Raw genomic sequence first — 13,758 nt, 5'->3', positions numbered from 1 at the left:
GTCCATGCGGACCGCGCCGACCGCGTCGGCCACGCCGTCTACGCGTCGAGCAGGTCGGGCTGGTGCTCGGCGTCGTAGTCCGCCCGCGCCTGCGCGATGTATCCGCGGTTGCGCTCGGCCCAGTCGGTCAGCCGCAGCAGGGTCTCGTGCAACTCCATCGCCACCGGGGTGAGTTCGTACTCCACCCGTGGGGGCACGGTCGGATAGACGGTGCGGGTCACCAGTCCGTCGCGCTCCAGGTTGCGCAGGGTGAGGGTCAGCATCCGGCGGCTGATGCCCTCGATGCCGCGCTCCAGTTCCGTGAAGCGGATGGGGCCGTGCGAGGCCGCGACCAGGATCTGCACGCTCCATTTGCCGGCCACCCTGTCAAGAACCTCGCGGACCGGGCACGCGTGCGCGTTCACGACCTGGCTGGTAACACCGGTGTTCCTCTGGGACATCGAGCTGCCTCCTTACGCCGTCCTCTCATGGTCACTCACCATGAACCCCGTTACAAGTCGTGCACCTTGCGCACGATCGGTTCCTGTTGATGTCCCTGGCGAGATACGGCGATTACGGAGGCCACAAGGCCATGTCGACCACGACCGGCACACCGGCCGCACCGGTGACTACTTCTCGAACATACCCGCGTCGGGCGTCCCTCGCCGTCCTGTGCGCGGGCGCGCTGATGACGATCCTGGACGGCACCATCGTCACCGTGGCGATGCCGGCCGTCCAACGCGACCTGGGCTTCAGCGGTCCGGGGCTGGCCTGGGTGGTGAACGCCTACCTGATCCCGTTCGGCGGACTGCTTCTGCTGTTCGGCCGTCTGGGTGATCTGGTGGGCCGGAAGCGGATGTTCACGGCCGGGATCGCCGTGTTCACCGCGGCCTCCGTGGCGTGCGGGCTGGCGACGAGTCAGGGCGCGCTGATCGCGGCGCGGGCGGTGCAGGGCGCGGGCGGGGCGATGGCCTCGGCCGTCGTGCTCGGCATGCTGGTGTCCCTCTTCCCCGAACCGCGTGAACAGGCCCGTGCCATCGCGGTGTTCAGCGCGGTGGGGTCGGTGGGCGCCACCCTGGGCACCTTCCTCGGCGGCGCTCTGACGCAGGCGCTGAGCTGGCACTGGATCTTCCTGATCAATCTGCCGATCGGTTTGCTGGCCTGGCTGGCCGCGGTACGGATCCTGGCCCGCGAGCCCGGCGCCGGGCTCGGCAGGGGCGCCGACTATCCGGGGGCGGCCCTGGTCACCGGGGCGCTGATGCTCACCGTCTACGTCATCGTCGGCTCCGGCGACCGGAGCCCGGCCGCCACCCTGCTCCTGGCCGCGCTCACCCTCGCGCTCTTCGTCGCGTTCACCGTCCGCCAGGCCCGGACCGAACGCCCCCTGCTGCGGTTGCGGCTGCTGCGCTCCCGGACGCTGAGCGGCGCGAACGGCGTACAGATCCTGATGATCGCGACGATGTACGGCTTCCAGTTCATCGGCGCGCTCTACATCCAACGCGTGCTGGGGTACGGCGAGTTGCACACCGGGCTCGCCTTCCTGCCGGCACCGCTCGCGATCGGCGCCCTGATGCTGGGGCTGTCGGTGCGGGTGGCCGGCCGCTTCGGCGCGTACCGTGTGCTCCTCGCCGGGCTCACGCTGATCACCGTCGGGATGGCCCTGCTGAGCCGGGCGCCCGCGGACGGCTCGTACGCGGCCGACGTGCTGCCCCCGATGCTGCTCATGGCGGCCGGTTTCGCCGCGGCGATGCCCCCGCTCACCGGCCTCGCCATGGCCGGCGCCCGCGAGGAGGATGCCGGACTGGCCTCCGGGCTCTTCAACACCACGCAGGTGGTGGGCGGTTCGCTGGGCCTGGCGGTGCTGAGCACACTGGCGGCGGACCGCACCGGCGGACTGCTCGACCGGGGCGCGGAGCTGATCCCGGCCACCGCGGAGGGCTACCGGCTGGCCTTCCGGGTGGCGACCGGGATCGCGGCGGCGGCCCTGGTGCTGGCGGGGGCGGCGCTGCGGCCGCGGAGCCGGTGAGGCCGTACCGCGGCCGGGAAACCGGCCCGGAGGACCTCAGCTCACGTCGAAGAGGCCCTTGTTGTCCGCGGCCCAGGCCCGGAAGGTCCGGGCCGGCCGGCCCAGTACTTCGGCCACGTCGTCCGTGAGCACCGCGTTGCCGCCGGCGCGGACGAACGCCAGGCCGGTCAGGGCGCCCTGCGCCCGGGTCTCGTCCATGCCCCAGGCTGTGCGGAGGAAGTCACGGCTCTGCTCCGGGGACAGGTCCCGGGTCGGCACCGGACGGCCCAGGACCTCGGCGAGCACGGCGGCCTGGCCGGGGACGGTGATCGCCTCGGGGCCGGTCAGGGTGTACGTCCGTCCCGCGTGCCCGTCGTCGAGCAGGGCCCGCACCGCCACCGCGGCGATGTCGCCGGGGTCGATCACGCCGGACGCGCCGTCCCCGGTCATGTTGGGCACCGGCTCGCCCGCGCGCAGGGCCTGGAGCCAGGTCAGCGTGTTGGAGGCGAAGGACGACGGCCGCAGCACCGTCCAGGCGAGCCCGCTGTCCCGCACGGCCCGCTCGCCGGCCACGTGCCACGACCCGGAGGGACCGGAGTCCGCGTCGCCCGTGGCGATGGCGGAGAGCTTCACGAGCCGGGCCGCGCCCGCGGCCCGCGCCGCGGCGGCCAGGGCCGCGTCCTGTCCCTCGTCGGGGCCGGGCGGCCGGAGCAGGAACGCGGCCGTCGCCCCGGCCAGCGCGGCGTCCAGGGACGCGGGGTCGGCGTAGTCCCCGCGCACCACCTCCACCCCGGCGGGTACCCGCGCCTTCGCCGGGTCGCGGGTGAGCGCGCGCACCTTCGCACCGCGCTCGGCCAGTTGTCGTACCACGTCACGTCCGATGGTGCCCGTGGCACCCGTCACCAGAATCATGGGGTCCACGGTGGGCCCGCCGGGGTGCCCGGCTCTTGGAAATTCCGGCACGGCGGGTCCGTCCGGACCTCGGTGCCGGTCGCTTACCGTGGAAGGGTGCCGATGACCATCGCCGAGACGCTTCCGGCCACGCCGGAGGCGCTGCGCCCGTGGGTCGCCGAGGTGCGGACCATGTCCTTCACCGACCCGCCCGAGGGGACGTTCGTCCAACTGCCGGACGCCGGGACCAAGGTGGTGCTGCGGGTGACCGGGGACGGGCGGCGTGACGTGCTGGCCGTCGGGCCGCGGGTGCGGGCGGCCTATCACGAGGGGAAGGCCCATATCGCGTGTGTGGAGCTGCGTCTCGCACCGGGTACCGCCCGGCCCCTGCTGGGCGTTCCGGCCGCCGGGCTGGTCGGCCGGGTGGTGCCGCTGGACGCCCTGCCGGACGGGGTGGCCCGCCGGTTCGCGCGTGAGGTGCGGTGGCTGGATCCGCGGGCGGCGCTGCCGAGGATCGCCGAGGTGCTGCCCGGGCTGCTGTCGGAGCGGGCGGACCCGGCCCGGACGGCGCTGCTGCGGGCCGGCGTGGAGGCGCTGTCCGTGCGGCTGGACCGGGCGCCCGCGCAGGTGCGCGAGGTGGCCCGGGAACTGGCCGTCAGCGAGCGCCAGTTGCGGAACCTGTTCACCGACGGCGTCGGTGTCTCCCCGAAGCACTACGCCCGGATCGACCGCGTCCGCACCGTCGCCGCCCGGGCGGGCAGCACCGGCTGGTCCGAACTGGCCGCCGCCACCGGCTACTTCGACCAGTCGCACATGACGACCGACTTCCGTGCCGTGATGGGGGTACCGCCGCGCTCGTACTTCACGGGCCGCCTTCCCGCAACCACCCCGTGCCAGTCGATCCGGCAGCTCTGACCCCGGACGCGCGGTCGCGGTCCCAGGTGCCGGGCGTGACGCCCCGCTCCCGCAGTACCGCCTTGCGCACCTTGCCGGTCTCGGTGAGCGGCAGCTCCCCGACGGCCTCGATGTAGCGGGGAACGGCGAACGCGGGCAGCTCGCGGGCGCAGTGCCGGGCCAGCTCCGCCGGGTCCGGCGCGCAGCCGGGGCGCAGGACCACGGCGACCATCACCTCGTCCTCGGCCAGCTCGGAGGCGACCGGGAAGGCGGCGGCCGCGACGACCGCGGGGTGCGAGCGGACGGCCGCCTCCACCTCGTACGAGGAGATGTTCTCGCCGCGCCGCCGGATGACGTCCTTGATGCGGTCGACGAACCGGAACCAGCCGTCGGGTTCGCGGACCACGCGGTCGCCGGTCCGGCGCCAGGAGTCCGGGGCCGGCTCGGGATCGCCCAGGTAGCCGGTGGCGAAGGCGAAGGGGTGCCGGCTGCGGACGAGGAGTTCGCCCGGGGTGCCGTCCGGTACGGGGACGAGGTGCTCGTCGACCACGCGGGCGCCGAAGCCCGCCCGGAGCGTGCCCATGTAGCCGGGCCGGTGGTGCTCGGGGGTGGAGCCGATCACGAGGTTCGTCTCCGTGGAGCCGAACCCGTCGACCAGCGTCACGCCGAACCGCTCGCGGAAGGGCTCCCACAGCGGGCCCGGGGTGGCCGGGGAAAGGCCGCGCCGCACCCGGTGCGCCCGGTCGCCCGGGCCGGGCTCCGCGGCGAGCAGCATGGGCGGCATCGCGCCGAGCAGATGGACGACGGTGGCACCGGCGTCGGCCGCCTGCCGCCAGAACCGCGAGGCGGAGAACCGCTCGCCGATCACACAGCTCGCGCCCACGGTCATCGCCTGGGCCAGGGTGTTCAGGGCGTTGGTGTGGCAGAGGGGGAGGCAGGTGAACAGCACGTCGTCGGAGGTGAGGCGCAGGGCGTCCGAGACCGTACGGCCCCACCACACGAACTGCGCCTGGGGGCAGCGGACTCCGCGGGGCGGCCCGGTCGTGCCGGAGGTGAAGAGCACGGCGGCGGTGTCCTGCGGACGGACGGGGGCCGGGGGCAGCGGCGCGGCCTCGCCGGGGTACGGGGCCCCGGTCTCCCCCGCCACCCACACCGTCCCGGGGTACCCGGCCTCGGCCGCCCGCTGGGCCGGTTCGGGCTCGGCGTACAGGAACCTGGGCCGGGCCTCCCGCAGGGCGTGCTCCAGCGACCGGCCGCGCAGTGCGGTGTTCAGCGGTACCGCGACCGCGCCCAGCCAGGCGCACCCGAGGACCAGGTCCACGAGTTCGACCCGGTTGCCGAGCAGCGCCGCCACCCGGTCGCCCGGCCGGCAGCCCCGGGCCGCCAGTGCCCCGGCCATCCCGGCCGCCGCCGCACGAGTCCCGGTGTACGTGCGTGCCGTACCGCCGATCCGCAGGAACGGGCGGTCGCCGTACCGCTGCGCGGCCGCCTCGACGAGTTCCGGCACGGTCGGGCCGACGGCGGTCACGCCGGCATCCCGGTGTCGCTCACCGCAGCACCCCCGCGTCGTAGAGGTATCGGAGTCGCTGCGAAGAGTAGCCCGCCACCTCGCGCAGCACCTCCTCGGTGTCGGCGCCGAGCAGCGGTGCGGGGGTGCGGACCGAGCCGGGGGTGCGGGTGAGCCGGATGGGCGGGCCCTCATGGAGGAAGGCTCCGGCCGCCGGGTGCTCCTTGCGGACGTAGAAGCCGCGGGCACGCAACTGCGGGTCATGCTCGACCAGTTGACGTCCGTCCTGGACGGCCCCGGCCGGCACGCCCTGCTCCTGCAGCAACTCGGCGGCCAGGTCAGCGGGGAGCGTGCGCGTCCACCCGCCGATCGCCTCGTCCACCAGGTCGCTGTGCCGCCTGCGGTCGGCCGTCGCCGTCAGGTCGGGCCGTCCGATCACCCGGCACAGCGCCGCCCACTCGTCGTCCGAACGGACACTGAGGGCCAGCCAGTTGTCCGTGCCCAGGCACCGGTACACACCCTGCGGGCTCCACACCGGATGCGTGTTGCCGATCGGGACCTCGGCCGCGGTGAGCAGGCTGGTGCCCATGTGGGCCGCGATCGCCTCCAGTTGGGAGAGGTCGATGTGCTGGCCCCGGCCGGTCTGCTCCCGGTGTTCCAGTGCGGCGACGGTGGCGAGCGCCGCCTGGAGTCCGGCCACGATGTCGCCGTGGCCGTAGATGACCCCGACCACGTCACCGGGTCCCCATCCGGTCAGGCCGGTGAGCCCGGAACTCGCCGAGACGGTGTCGGCGTACGACACCCAGCCCGCCCTCGGTCCGGTGTGGCCCATGCCGGACATGCTGACGTAGACGAGCCGGGGGTTGATCTCGCGGAGGGTGTCCCAGCCGAGGCCGAGCCTGGTCATGACGGTGGCGCTGAAGTTCTCCACGAGGACGTCGCAGGACGCCACGAGGTCGCGCAGCACGGCGACGCCGTCGTCGGTGCGGGTGTCCAGGGCGATGCTGCGCTTGTTGCGGTTGACCTCGTTGAAGTAGCCGTTGGTGTTCGGATCGGTGTGGGGGCCGCGGGAGAGGTGCATGAAGGGCGCGAACCGGGTGGGGTCCGGGCGGCCGGCCGACTCCACCTTGATGACGTCGGCGCCGTGGTCGGCCAGGACCTTGGTGCAGTAGGGGCCGGCGAGCACCCAGGTCAGGTCGAGGACGCGGACGCCGTCGAGGGCGGGGCGGCCGGAGTCGTCCTCGGCCTCCTCGGTCACGGACACCGGGCGCCGCCCGTCGAGCAGTTCCTGGTCGGCGCCGGCCGCCGGCACGGTGAGCGCGGTGGTCCGGTGGCCCTCGGGGAACGCGAACGGGAATCCGAGGTCGGTCCGGCCGTCGACCTCGGTGAAGAAGCCGCGCGCGGCGAGCTGCGGATTGTCCGGCAGTTCGGCCGGTACGTCGACGGCGGCCCAGGGCAGCTTGCGGTCCTGGGCGCGCTCGGCGAACTCGGCCTTCGGCCAGGTGCCCGCGAAGTCCTGGACGACCTTGAAGACGTGCTCCTGGTGGGCCTTCCGCTCGACCGGGTCCTGCCACCGGGGCTCGGTGAGGTCCGCCTGCGCCCCCTGCTCGCACAGCCAGTCGAGCAGCGCGTCCCACATCCGGGGGCTGCCGCCGAGCCCGCCGCCCAGATGGCCGTCGGCGGCCCGGAACAGGCCGTGCGGGACCAGCGGGTGGACATGTCCGGGGCGCGGCGGCACCCGGTCCTCGTGCAGGTAGGCGAGGGTACCGGCCTCCAGCGCGGCGGCGACGCAGGCCTGCGCGGAGACGTCCGCGAGCTGTCCGGCTCCGCGCCGGCGCGCCCGCAGGCCCAGCAGGGCGGCGATCGCCGCGTTGACGCCCGCGAGGTGTTCCGCCTGGTTCTCGGGCAGGTGCAGGGGCGGCCCGTCGGGGTCGCCGACCTGGGCGAGCATCCCGCCGAGAGCGGCCACGACGAGGTCGGTGCCCTGCCAGTCGCTGCGCGGGCCGACCAGCCCGAAGGGGGTCACGCGGACGTGGACCAGGTGGTCGAGGCCGGTGGTGTCGGCGCCGTCGGAGGTGCCGTGCGGTGTGCCGTCCGGTGTGCCGTCCGGTGTGCCGTCCGGTGTGCCGTCGAGGAGGATGTCGGCGCCCGCGAGCAGACGGCGCAGTTCGTCCGGTCCGGAGACGGTCACCGAGCGTTTCCCGGCGTGCCAGTGGGCGAAGCCGACCGGGTCCTCGTGCCGGTCGGGGTGGCCCCCGGGGGGTTCGGCCAGGATCACCTCGTAGCCGATCCCGACCAGCAGCCGGCCGGCGAAGCGGGCGAAGGGGCTGGTCAGTTCGACGACCCGCGGGGTTGCTGACGCGCTCATCCGTCCTCCTGTCCGTGCTCAGCCGTGCCGCTGGTTCAGGAAGCCGTCGACCACGCTGTGGAAGTCGTACGGCCGCTCCTCCTGGAGGTGGTGGGAGGCCTCGTGCATCACGTGCAGGTTGCCCTTGGGGATCATGCGGGCGAGCATCAGCGGGTAGTCGGGGGTGAGGAAGGCGTCCTGCATGCCCCACATGAACAGCACGGGGGCCTGGATCGTGCCGAGTTCGGCGGTCAGGTCCTGCCAGTCGCCGCGCGGGTTGTCGGAGGCGCCGGCCAGCGCGGTCTCCTCGGGGTCGAGGCTCTGCTCGTGGCGCAGCCGCACCGTGCCCTCGGGGATGGCCTCGGGGTCGTACCACTCCAGGCGGGCCATCAGCTCGCGCATCTTGGTGAGGGACGGGCCGTCGCCGCCGTAGTAGACGTCCCGGGCGTTGCGGCCGCGGCGGCCGCCCTCGGGGAGCGGGGCGAGCGGGCCGTAGAAGACCGGCATGCTTCCGGTGACGACCAACGACCTTACGCGCTCGGGGTACTTGGCGGCCAGGTTCAGTGCGATGGTGCCGCCCCAGGAGTTGCACACGAAGTCGGCCCGGTCGATCTCCAGGGCGTCCATCAGGGCCACGGTCTTGGCCGCGTGGTAGTCCCACATGGGGCCCTCGATGACGGGCTTCGCCGACTTGCCGTACTGGAGGATGTCGACCAGGAGACAGCGGCGGTCGGCGGCGAACAGCGGGGCGACCTGCCCGAAGTCCGACCAGCCGGTGCAGCCGGGGCCGCCGCCGTGCAGGAAGATCGTGGGGCTGCCGGTGCCCAGTTCGATGTAGTGGTACTTGACGCCGTCCGCCTCCGCGTAGGCGCCCTGCGGGGGCGCCTGGATGTCCATGAGATCCATGAGCGGATCGTGCCCGGCGGCGCGGGCGGGTCCAAGCGGGACGGTCCGCTGAGTGGTCCGGGTCCGTGGCCGCCGGGGCGCCGCCCCGCCTAGGGTCGCCGGCATGCTGGATCTCGCTGAGCAAAGAGCACGGGCGGAGCTGGGCCGCTGGGAGGCCCGCTCGCTGGGTGTCGTACGGGCCGAGGCGGCGGCCGAGTTCGCGCGCGCCGCCGGGGACACCGCGCCGGGACTGGTCGATCCCGCTGACCCCGGTTTCGTCGTCCACCCGATGTACGTCGTCAGCCTGCTGCGGCCCGAACCTGGCGCGGCGGCGGGCGAGTTGCGGCCCGACGGCATGTACCGCGACGAGGTGCCGGGCACCGACGGCCTCGACGTCCGGCTCATGGCGGGCGGCCAGGCGGTGCACTGGGTCGAGGAGGTACGGGTCGGCGACCGCGTCGAAGTGCGCCGCGCGGTGACGGCGGTCGAACGGAAACGGCCCGACCTGCTCCTGATCACCGTGGCGAAGACGTACGCCGCCGAACGCGGCCCCCTCGCCGAGGTCACGCTCATCGAGGTCACGGAGAGGTTCATCGTGCGATGACGCAGGACCCGACGACAGCCGCCGAAACGGCACCGGCCGCGCGGACGGAACTCGTGCCCGACGAGGTCATGCTGCTGCGCTTCGGCGCGGTCACCCGCAACACGCACCGCATCCACTACGACACCGCCTTCGCCCGCTCGGAGGGCCTGGACGGGCCGGTCGTCATGGCCCAGCTGCACGGCTGTCTGCTGCACCGGGCGGCCGCCGCCCACGCCGGACCGGCGGGGCGGGTGCGCGAGGTCTCCTGGCAGAACCGGGCGCCCGCCCACCCCGGTGACCGGCTCACGGTGGCGAGCACGGTACGGGACGTGGACCCGGTCAGCGGCGAGATCACCCTCGATCTCGTCGAGCACCGCACGGACGGTGTCGTCTGCTGCCGGGGCCACGCCGTCGTCGTACGCCGGGAACACTCCCGGGACTGACCCGCTCCTGAGGAGAAGCCAGAAGAGGTCGGGAGAGGTCGGGAGAGGTCAGGAGGGGTCAGGAGAAGTCCAGCACCACCTTCCCCACCGCCTCCCCCGTCCGCAGCCGTGCGACCGCCTCGGCCAGCCGCTCCGGCCGGTGCCGTTCGACCGGCAACTCCAGTTCTCCGGCCACCAGTTCACCCAGCATCCGCTCCGCGTCGGCGGCGACCTCCCGGCCCCGGGTCATCAGGTTCACCGGCAGCAGCGAGACATCGGCGAGCAGGAAGTCCGCCAGGTCGACGGTGAGTTCGCGGCCCGCGGTGTAGCCGACCAGGGCGACCCGGCCGCGCGGCCGGACCAGACCGAGGGCGGCTCGCAGCACCGGCCCGCCCACCGTGTCGACGACCGCGTCGACCGGTCCGCCGACCGCCTCGGCCGTCAGGTCGCCGGCCAGGACGGCCTTCGCGGCGGCCGGGATCCGGCCGAGCTTGGCGGGCCGCCCGACCACGCCGATCACCTCGGCCCCGGCGCGCGCCGCGACCTGCACGGTCAGCGATCCGACCGCACCGGCGGCGCCGGTGACCAGCACCCGCTCGCCGGGCCGCACGGCCGCCACCGAGTGCACGGCCGCCCAGGCGGTACCGGCCGGGGTGAAGAACCCGCAGGCGAGCGCGGGATCCGTGCCCTGAGGCACCGGGATCGCGGTGGCGTCCGGCACCAGGGCGTGGCTCTGCCAGCAGCCGTCCCGGCGCAGGCCGAGGCCCTTGCCGTTGATCCTGACCAGGCCGCCCACGGGGTGGGTGTCCGAGGCGAGCACCAGGCCGGCCCCGTTGGTGCCGGGCACGGCGGGCAGGTCCGGCAGGATGCCGAACCTGCCGTCCACGACGTTGAGATCGAGGTGGCCGACCTGGGCCGCCAGCATCCGCACCAGGGTGTGGCCCGGCCGTGCCTCCGGTACGGGCCGCTCCAGGAGCCGGGGCAGGTCCCCGAACCGTTCGAGGACCAGGGCGTTCGACGTGCCGCTCACAGTTTCACTCCGTATCGACGCAGGACCCGGGAGGCCACGATCCGCAGGACGCGGTCGAAGACGAACCCGAGGATGCCCAGGGTGATGATCCCGACGAAGACCCAGTCGATGCGGCCGTAGTTGCGGGAGGTCCAGATCAGGGAGCCGAGGCCGACCTGGGCGGCGACGATCTCGGCGGAGACGATGGTCAGGAAGCTGTTGCCCATGGCCAGCCGGGCCCCGGTGACGATGTACGGCACGGTCGAGGGCAGCACCACCCCGCGCAGGACCTGCCCCTGGCTCGCCCCCAGACTGGCCGCGGCCCGCAGCTTGGACTCGCCGACCGACATCACGCCGGCGCTGGTGTTGAGGATGACGATGAAGACGGCCGTGTAGAAGATCAGCACGACCTTCGAGGACTCGCCGATGCCCAGCCAGACCACGGCCAGGGTGACGAACGCGACCGGCGGGATGAACCGGAAGAACTCGATGTACGGCTCCAGGAGCCGGCGTACGACCTTGCTCTGGCCGACGAGCAGCCCGGCCGGCACGCCGACGAGCAGTCCGAGGCCCCAGCCGATCAGGATGCGGCGGCTGGAGGCGATGACCGAGTTGGTGAGGGTGCCGTCCTTGGCGAGGTCGCCGGCGGCGGTGAGGGTCTCGTGCGGGGACGCGACGAGCGAGGGGCCGTAGTGCAGGGCCAGCAGCTGCCAGACGCCGAGGCCGACGAGGACGGAGACGATGTACAGGCCGGCGGCCCGCAGCCCGAGGACCGCCTTGCGTTCGGCGCGCGGTTTCGGCGGCGCGGCCACGGTCACGGTGGTCATGACGTCTCCTTCGGGTCGAGGCCCTGGCCGGGTGCGTGATCGATTCCCTGGTCGAGGCCCTGGTCACGCAGGGACTTGCGGACCTCTTCGCCGATGTCCTGGCGCAGGCTGCGGCGCAGGTCGAGGGCGGCCGGGTCGTCCACGTCCCGGGGCCGGGGCAGGTCGACGGGGTAGACGGACTTGACCGAGGCCGCCGGGCCCGCCGTCATGACGGCGACCCGGTCCGCCAGCAGGATCGCCTCCTCGATGTCGTGGGTGACGAAGACGACGGTGCAGCCCGAGGCCTGCCAGATACGGGCCATCTCCTCCTGCATGACCTGCCGGGTCTGCGCGTCGAGCGCACCGAAGGGCTCGTCCATGAGCACGACCCGGGGCTGGTTGGCCAGCACGCGCGCGATCTGCACCCGCTGCCGCATACCGCCCGAGAGCTGCCCGGGGAACCGGTCGGCGCAGTGCCGCAGTCCGACCAACCCCAGGTACTCGTCAGCCAGTTGGTGCTGCTCGGCGCGGGAGCGGCCGCGCATCCGGGGCCCGAAGGCCACGTTCTGCCGGACGGTCAGCCAGTCGAAGAGCGCCTCGCTGCTCTGGAACACCATCCCGAGGTCCGGGTCGGGTCCGGTGACCGGCCTCCCGTCGACGGTCAGGCTGCCCTCGGACGGCCGGACGAACCCCGCCAGCGCCGAGAGCAGCGTGGACTTCCCGCAGCCGCTGGGCCCGAGCAGACACAGGAACTCGCCGGCGGCGATGTCGAGCGAGACACCGTCCACGGCGTGGAAGGAACCGAACCGGATCCCGGCGCCGTCGACGCGGACCGCGGCGCCGTGCCCACGTTCTCCGGCGTCCCTGCTGTCCGCGCCGTCGGGCCGGGCGGGCGCCGGGCCCGTCTGGATGGCCTTCGTCATCGCTCACGATCCCTTCGAGTCGAGTGGGAGGAGGCTTCTGCCGCCGGCCTGTGGCTTGCAATTCGCGCACCGTAGAACGCGCCGGGACGTGCCCGCATGGACGGTGGTCCGCTGAACGGGACACCCGCCGCGCCGGACCGCCGCCGAGCCGCCGCCGAGCCGGTGGTCTGCTCAGCGGAACGGTTTCGTAGGCCGCGACCGGCCGTGACCCGAAGCTCGTCACCACGCACCGACGGCAGCAGGAGGTCACGCACGATGACGACGGGTGAAGGCCCGAAGAACAGGAGCCGGTCCGCGCCGGGCCGGCAGGACTGGTCTTCCTGGCCGCACTACGACGGCGCCGCCCAGGGCTTCCGCGGCTACTGGTACCCGGTCACCTGGTCCAGCCACCTGACCGCCAAGCCGCAGCCGTTCACGATCTGCGGCGAGAAGATCACGCTCATCCGGGACGGCGGCACGGCGTACGCCCTGCACAACCGCTGCCCGCACCGCGGGGTGCCGCTCTCCGAGGGGGACCAGCAGTTCCCCGGCACGGTCAGCTGCCCCTACCACGGCTGGACGTTCGACCTGCCCACCGGCAAGCTCAGCGCCGTCATCACCGACGGACCCGGCTGCCGGCTGACCGGCAAGGTGAGCGTACGGACGTACCCGGTCGAGGAGCGCCTCGGCATGGTGTGGGTGTACATCCCGCTCGCCGACGAGGAACCCCACCCCATCGACGAGCAGCTCCCCGAGGAACTCGTCTCCAACCCCTTCGTGATGGGCGGCCGGATCGAGCCGCGCGGCGGCAACTGGCGGTTCGCCTGCGAGAACGGCTTCGACGAGGGCCACGCCAAGTACCTGCACCGCACGGCCCTGTGGCGGCTCTTCAAGCCGATGCCCACCTGGAACATCACCCGGATCGTGCCCAGGGGCCGCTGGATCTTCCGGGTCCAGGACGAGGTGCACTGGGAGGCCGACTTCCCCGGCGTGGGCCACTGGTCCAACAAGCGCTGGTGGAAGATGCAGCCGCCGAAGGAGACCTTCAACATCGGCAACACCGGCAAGGCGGACAGCATCAACCCGACGATCGAGGCCCAGGACTTCCCCGGCTTCGCGTCCCTGTCCATGCCGGGCGTGCTGCGGATCGTCTACCCGAACTTCATCCACTACGAGTTCTACGTCCCGGTCGACGCCGACCACCACAACTACGTCGGCGTGATGGTCAACTTCACCGAGGGCTGGTCGACCCTGCGCTTCTACGCCAAGTACCTGGGCGCCATCCGCTGGCTCTTCCACGGCCAGTTCTCCGGCCAGGACGCCTGGATGGTCGACGTCACCGACGCGCCCCCGGAGAAGCTCTACCGCCCCGACGTCTCGCTGACCGCCTGGCGGAACCTCAGCGAGGAGGAGTACGGCAAGAAGCTGGCCGGGTCCGGCACCGCAGCACCCGCAGCACCCGCAGAGAAGGAGGCGTGACCATGCGCCGCACCCTGTTCACCCTGCTGGCCGGAGCGGCCCTGGCGAT

Annotated in this window: 13 protein-coding genes; 5 read left to right on the top strand and 8 right to left on the bottom strand. The window is 73.2% G+C overall.

The window, feature by feature from the left end; all coding sequences use genetic code 11:
* Positions 1-38 precede the first annotated feature (38 nt).
* On the bottom strand, positions 39-440 hold the full coding sequence (locus tag ACWGKQ_RS33005) for a winged helix-turn-helix transcriptional regulator (RefSeq protein WP_453295677.1): 402 nt from the start codon (positions 438-440) through the stop codon (positions 39-41).
* Between the two features lie 131 nt (positions 441-571).
* Here ACWGKQ_RS33005 and ACWGKQ_RS33000 point away from each other — a divergent pair, with 131 nt between their 5' ends.
* Complete coding sequence (locus tag ACWGKQ_RS33000; protein ID WP_453295676.1) at positions 572-2,005, top strand: MFS transporter; 1,434 nt, start codon at positions 572-574, stop codon at positions 2,003-2,005.
* Between the two features lie 36 nt (positions 2,006-2,041).
* Here the strand turns inward: ACWGKQ_RS33000 and ACWGKQ_RS32995 are convergent, their stop codons facing one another.
* On the bottom strand, positions 2,042-2,896 hold the full coding sequence (locus ACWGKQ_RS32995; RefSeq protein ID WP_453295675.1) for an SDR family NAD(P)-dependent oxidoreductase: 855 nt from the start codon (positions 2,894-2,896) through the stop codon (positions 2,042-2,044).
* A gap of 102 nt (positions 2,897-2,998) precedes the next feature.
* Here ACWGKQ_RS32995 and ACWGKQ_RS32990 point away from each other — a divergent pair, with 102 nt between their 5' ends.
* Complete coding sequence (locus tag ACWGKQ_RS32990) at positions 2,999-3,790, top strand: helix-turn-helix domain-containing protein (RefSeq protein ID WP_453295682.1); 792 nt, start codon at positions 2,999-3,001, stop codon at positions 3,788-3,790.
* Here the strand turns inward: ACWGKQ_RS32990 and ACWGKQ_RS32985 are convergent.
* From ACWGKQ_RS32985 to ACWGKQ_RS32975, 3 genes are read right to left on the bottom strand one after another with little or no spacing between them, the layout of a single operon-like run.
* A complete protein-coding gene (locus tag ACWGKQ_RS32985) occupies positions 3,738-5,297 on the bottom strand; it encodes an AMP-binding protein (protein WP_453295674.1) in 1,560 nt (519 codons plus the stop codon). The two genes, ACWGKQ_RS32990 and ACWGKQ_RS32985, sit on opposite strands and share 53 nt — an antisense overlap.
* A gap of 19 nt (positions 5,298-5,316) precedes the next feature.
* Entirely contained in the window at positions 5,317-7,644 is a 2,328-nt protein-coding gene (locus ACWGKQ_RS32980; RefSeq protein WP_453295673.1) for a CoA transferase, read from the bottom strand.
* An 18-nt stretch (positions 7,645-7,662) separates the two neighbouring features.
* Positions 7,663-8,529 (bottom strand): alpha/beta fold hydrolase, encoded by an 867-nt coding sequence (locus tag ACWGKQ_RS32975; RefSeq protein ID WP_453295672.1) that lies wholly within the window; start codon positions 8,527-8,529, stop codon positions 7,663-7,665.
* Between the two features lie 103 nt (positions 8,530-8,632).
* Between ACWGKQ_RS32975 and ACWGKQ_RS32970 the strand changes: the two genes are divergently transcribed.
* Both ACWGKQ_RS32970 and ACWGKQ_RS32965 read left to right on the top strand, forming a co-directional pair.
* Positions 8,633-9,112 carry an FAS1-like dehydratase domain-containing protein gene (locus ACWGKQ_RS32970; RefSeq protein ID WP_453295671.1) on the top strand — a complete coding sequence of 160 codons (480 nt, stop codon included), beginning with the start codon at positions 8,633-8,635 and terminating at the stop codon, positions 9,110-9,112.
* On the top strand, positions 9,109-9,534 hold the full coding sequence (locus tag ACWGKQ_RS32965) for a MaoC family dehydratase (protein ID WP_453295670.1): 426 nt from the start codon (positions 9,109-9,111) through the stop codon (positions 9,532-9,534). Before ACWGKQ_RS32970 ends, ACWGKQ_RS32965 begins: the two co-directional genes overlap by 4 nt.
* A gap of 58 nt (positions 9,535-9,592) precedes the next feature.
* Here the strand turns inward: ACWGKQ_RS32965 and ACWGKQ_RS32960 are convergent, their stop codons facing one another.
* Genes ACWGKQ_RS32960 through ACWGKQ_RS32950 form a run of 3 tightly spaced genes read right to left on the bottom strand, consistent with a single transcriptional unit; the run spans position 9,593 to position 12,251 of the window.
* Positions 9,593-10,543 carry a quinone oxidoreductase family protein gene (locus ACWGKQ_RS32960; protein ID WP_453295669.1) on the bottom strand — a complete coding sequence of 317 codons (951 nt, stop codon included), beginning with the start codon at positions 10,541-10,543 and terminating at the stop codon, positions 9,593-9,595.
* Positions 10,540-11,349 carry an ABC transporter permease gene (locus ACWGKQ_RS32955; RefSeq protein ID WP_453295668.1) on the bottom strand — a complete coding sequence of 270 codons (810 nt, stop codon included), beginning with the start codon at positions 11,347-11,349 and terminating at the stop codon, positions 10,540-10,542. The genes ACWGKQ_RS32960 and ACWGKQ_RS32955 overlap by 4 nt, the downstream gene beginning before the upstream one ends.
* Positions 11,346-12,251, bottom strand: coding sequence for an ABC transporter ATP-binding protein (locus tag ACWGKQ_RS32950; protein ID WP_453295667.1), 906 nt, complete (start codon positions 12,249-12,251; stop codon positions 11,346-11,348). Before ACWGKQ_RS32950 ends, ACWGKQ_RS32955 begins: the two co-directional genes overlap by 4 nt.
* 255 nt (positions 12,252-12,506) lie before the next feature.
* On the opposite strand from ACWGKQ_RS32950, the gene ACWGKQ_RS32945 reads away from it, so the two are divergent.
* Positions 12,507-13,709, top strand: a complete 1,203-nt coding sequence (locus tag ACWGKQ_RS32945) for a Rieske 2Fe-2S domain-containing protein (RefSeq protein ID WP_453295666.1) — start codon at positions 12,507-12,509, stop codon at positions 13,707-13,709.
* The last annotated feature ends 49 nt before the right edge of the window (positions 13,710-13,758 follow it).

The sequence above is a fragment of the Streptomyces sp. NPDC054770 genome, assembly GCF_053611985.1.
This window is presented reverse-complemented; position numbering and strand designations above follow the sequence as displayed.

Coding starts and splice junctions, on each gene's coding strand:
- ACWGKQ_RS33000 (WP_453295676.1), top strand. CDS start 572: ATGTCGACCACGACCGGCACACCGGCCGCACCGGTGACTACTTCTCGA.
- ACWGKQ_RS32955 (WP_453295668.1), bottom strand. CDS start 11,349: ATGACCACCGTGACCGTGGCCGCGCCGCCGAAACCGCGCGCCGAACGC.
- ACWGKQ_RS32990 (WP_453295682.1), top strand. CDS start 2,999: ATGACCATCGCCGAGACGCTTCCGGCCACGCCGGAGGCGCTGCGCCCG.
- ACWGKQ_RS32995 (WP_453295675.1), bottom strand. CDS start 2,896: ATGATTCTGGTGACGGGTGCCACGGGCACCATCGGACGTGACGTGGTA.
- ACWGKQ_RS33005 (WP_453295677.1), bottom strand. CDS start 440: ATGTCCCAGAGGAACACCGGTGTTACCAGCCAGGTCGTGAACGCGCAC.
- ACWGKQ_RS32965 (WP_453295670.1), top strand. CDS start 9,109: ATGACGCAGGACCCGACGACAGCCGCCGAAACGGCACCGGCCGCGCGG.
- ACWGKQ_RS32975 (WP_453295672.1), bottom strand. CDS start 8,529: ATGGATCTCATGGACATCCAGGCGCCCCCGCAGGGCGCCTACGCGGAG.
- ACWGKQ_RS32950 (WP_453295667.1), bottom strand. CDS start 12,251: ATGACGAAGGCCATCCAGACGGGCCCGGCGCCCGCCCGGCCCGACGGC.
- ACWGKQ_RS32980 (WP_453295673.1), bottom strand. CDS start 7,644: ATGAGCGCGTCAGCAACCCCGCGGGTCGTCGAACTGACCAGCCCCTTC.
- ACWGKQ_RS32945 (WP_453295666.1), top strand. CDS start 12,507: ATGACGACGGGTGAAGGCCCGAAGAACAGGAGCCGGTCCGCGCCGGGC.
- ACWGKQ_RS32970 (WP_453295671.1), top strand. CDS start 8,633: ATGCTGGATCTCGCTGAGCAAAGAGCACGGGCGGAGCTGGGCCGCTGG.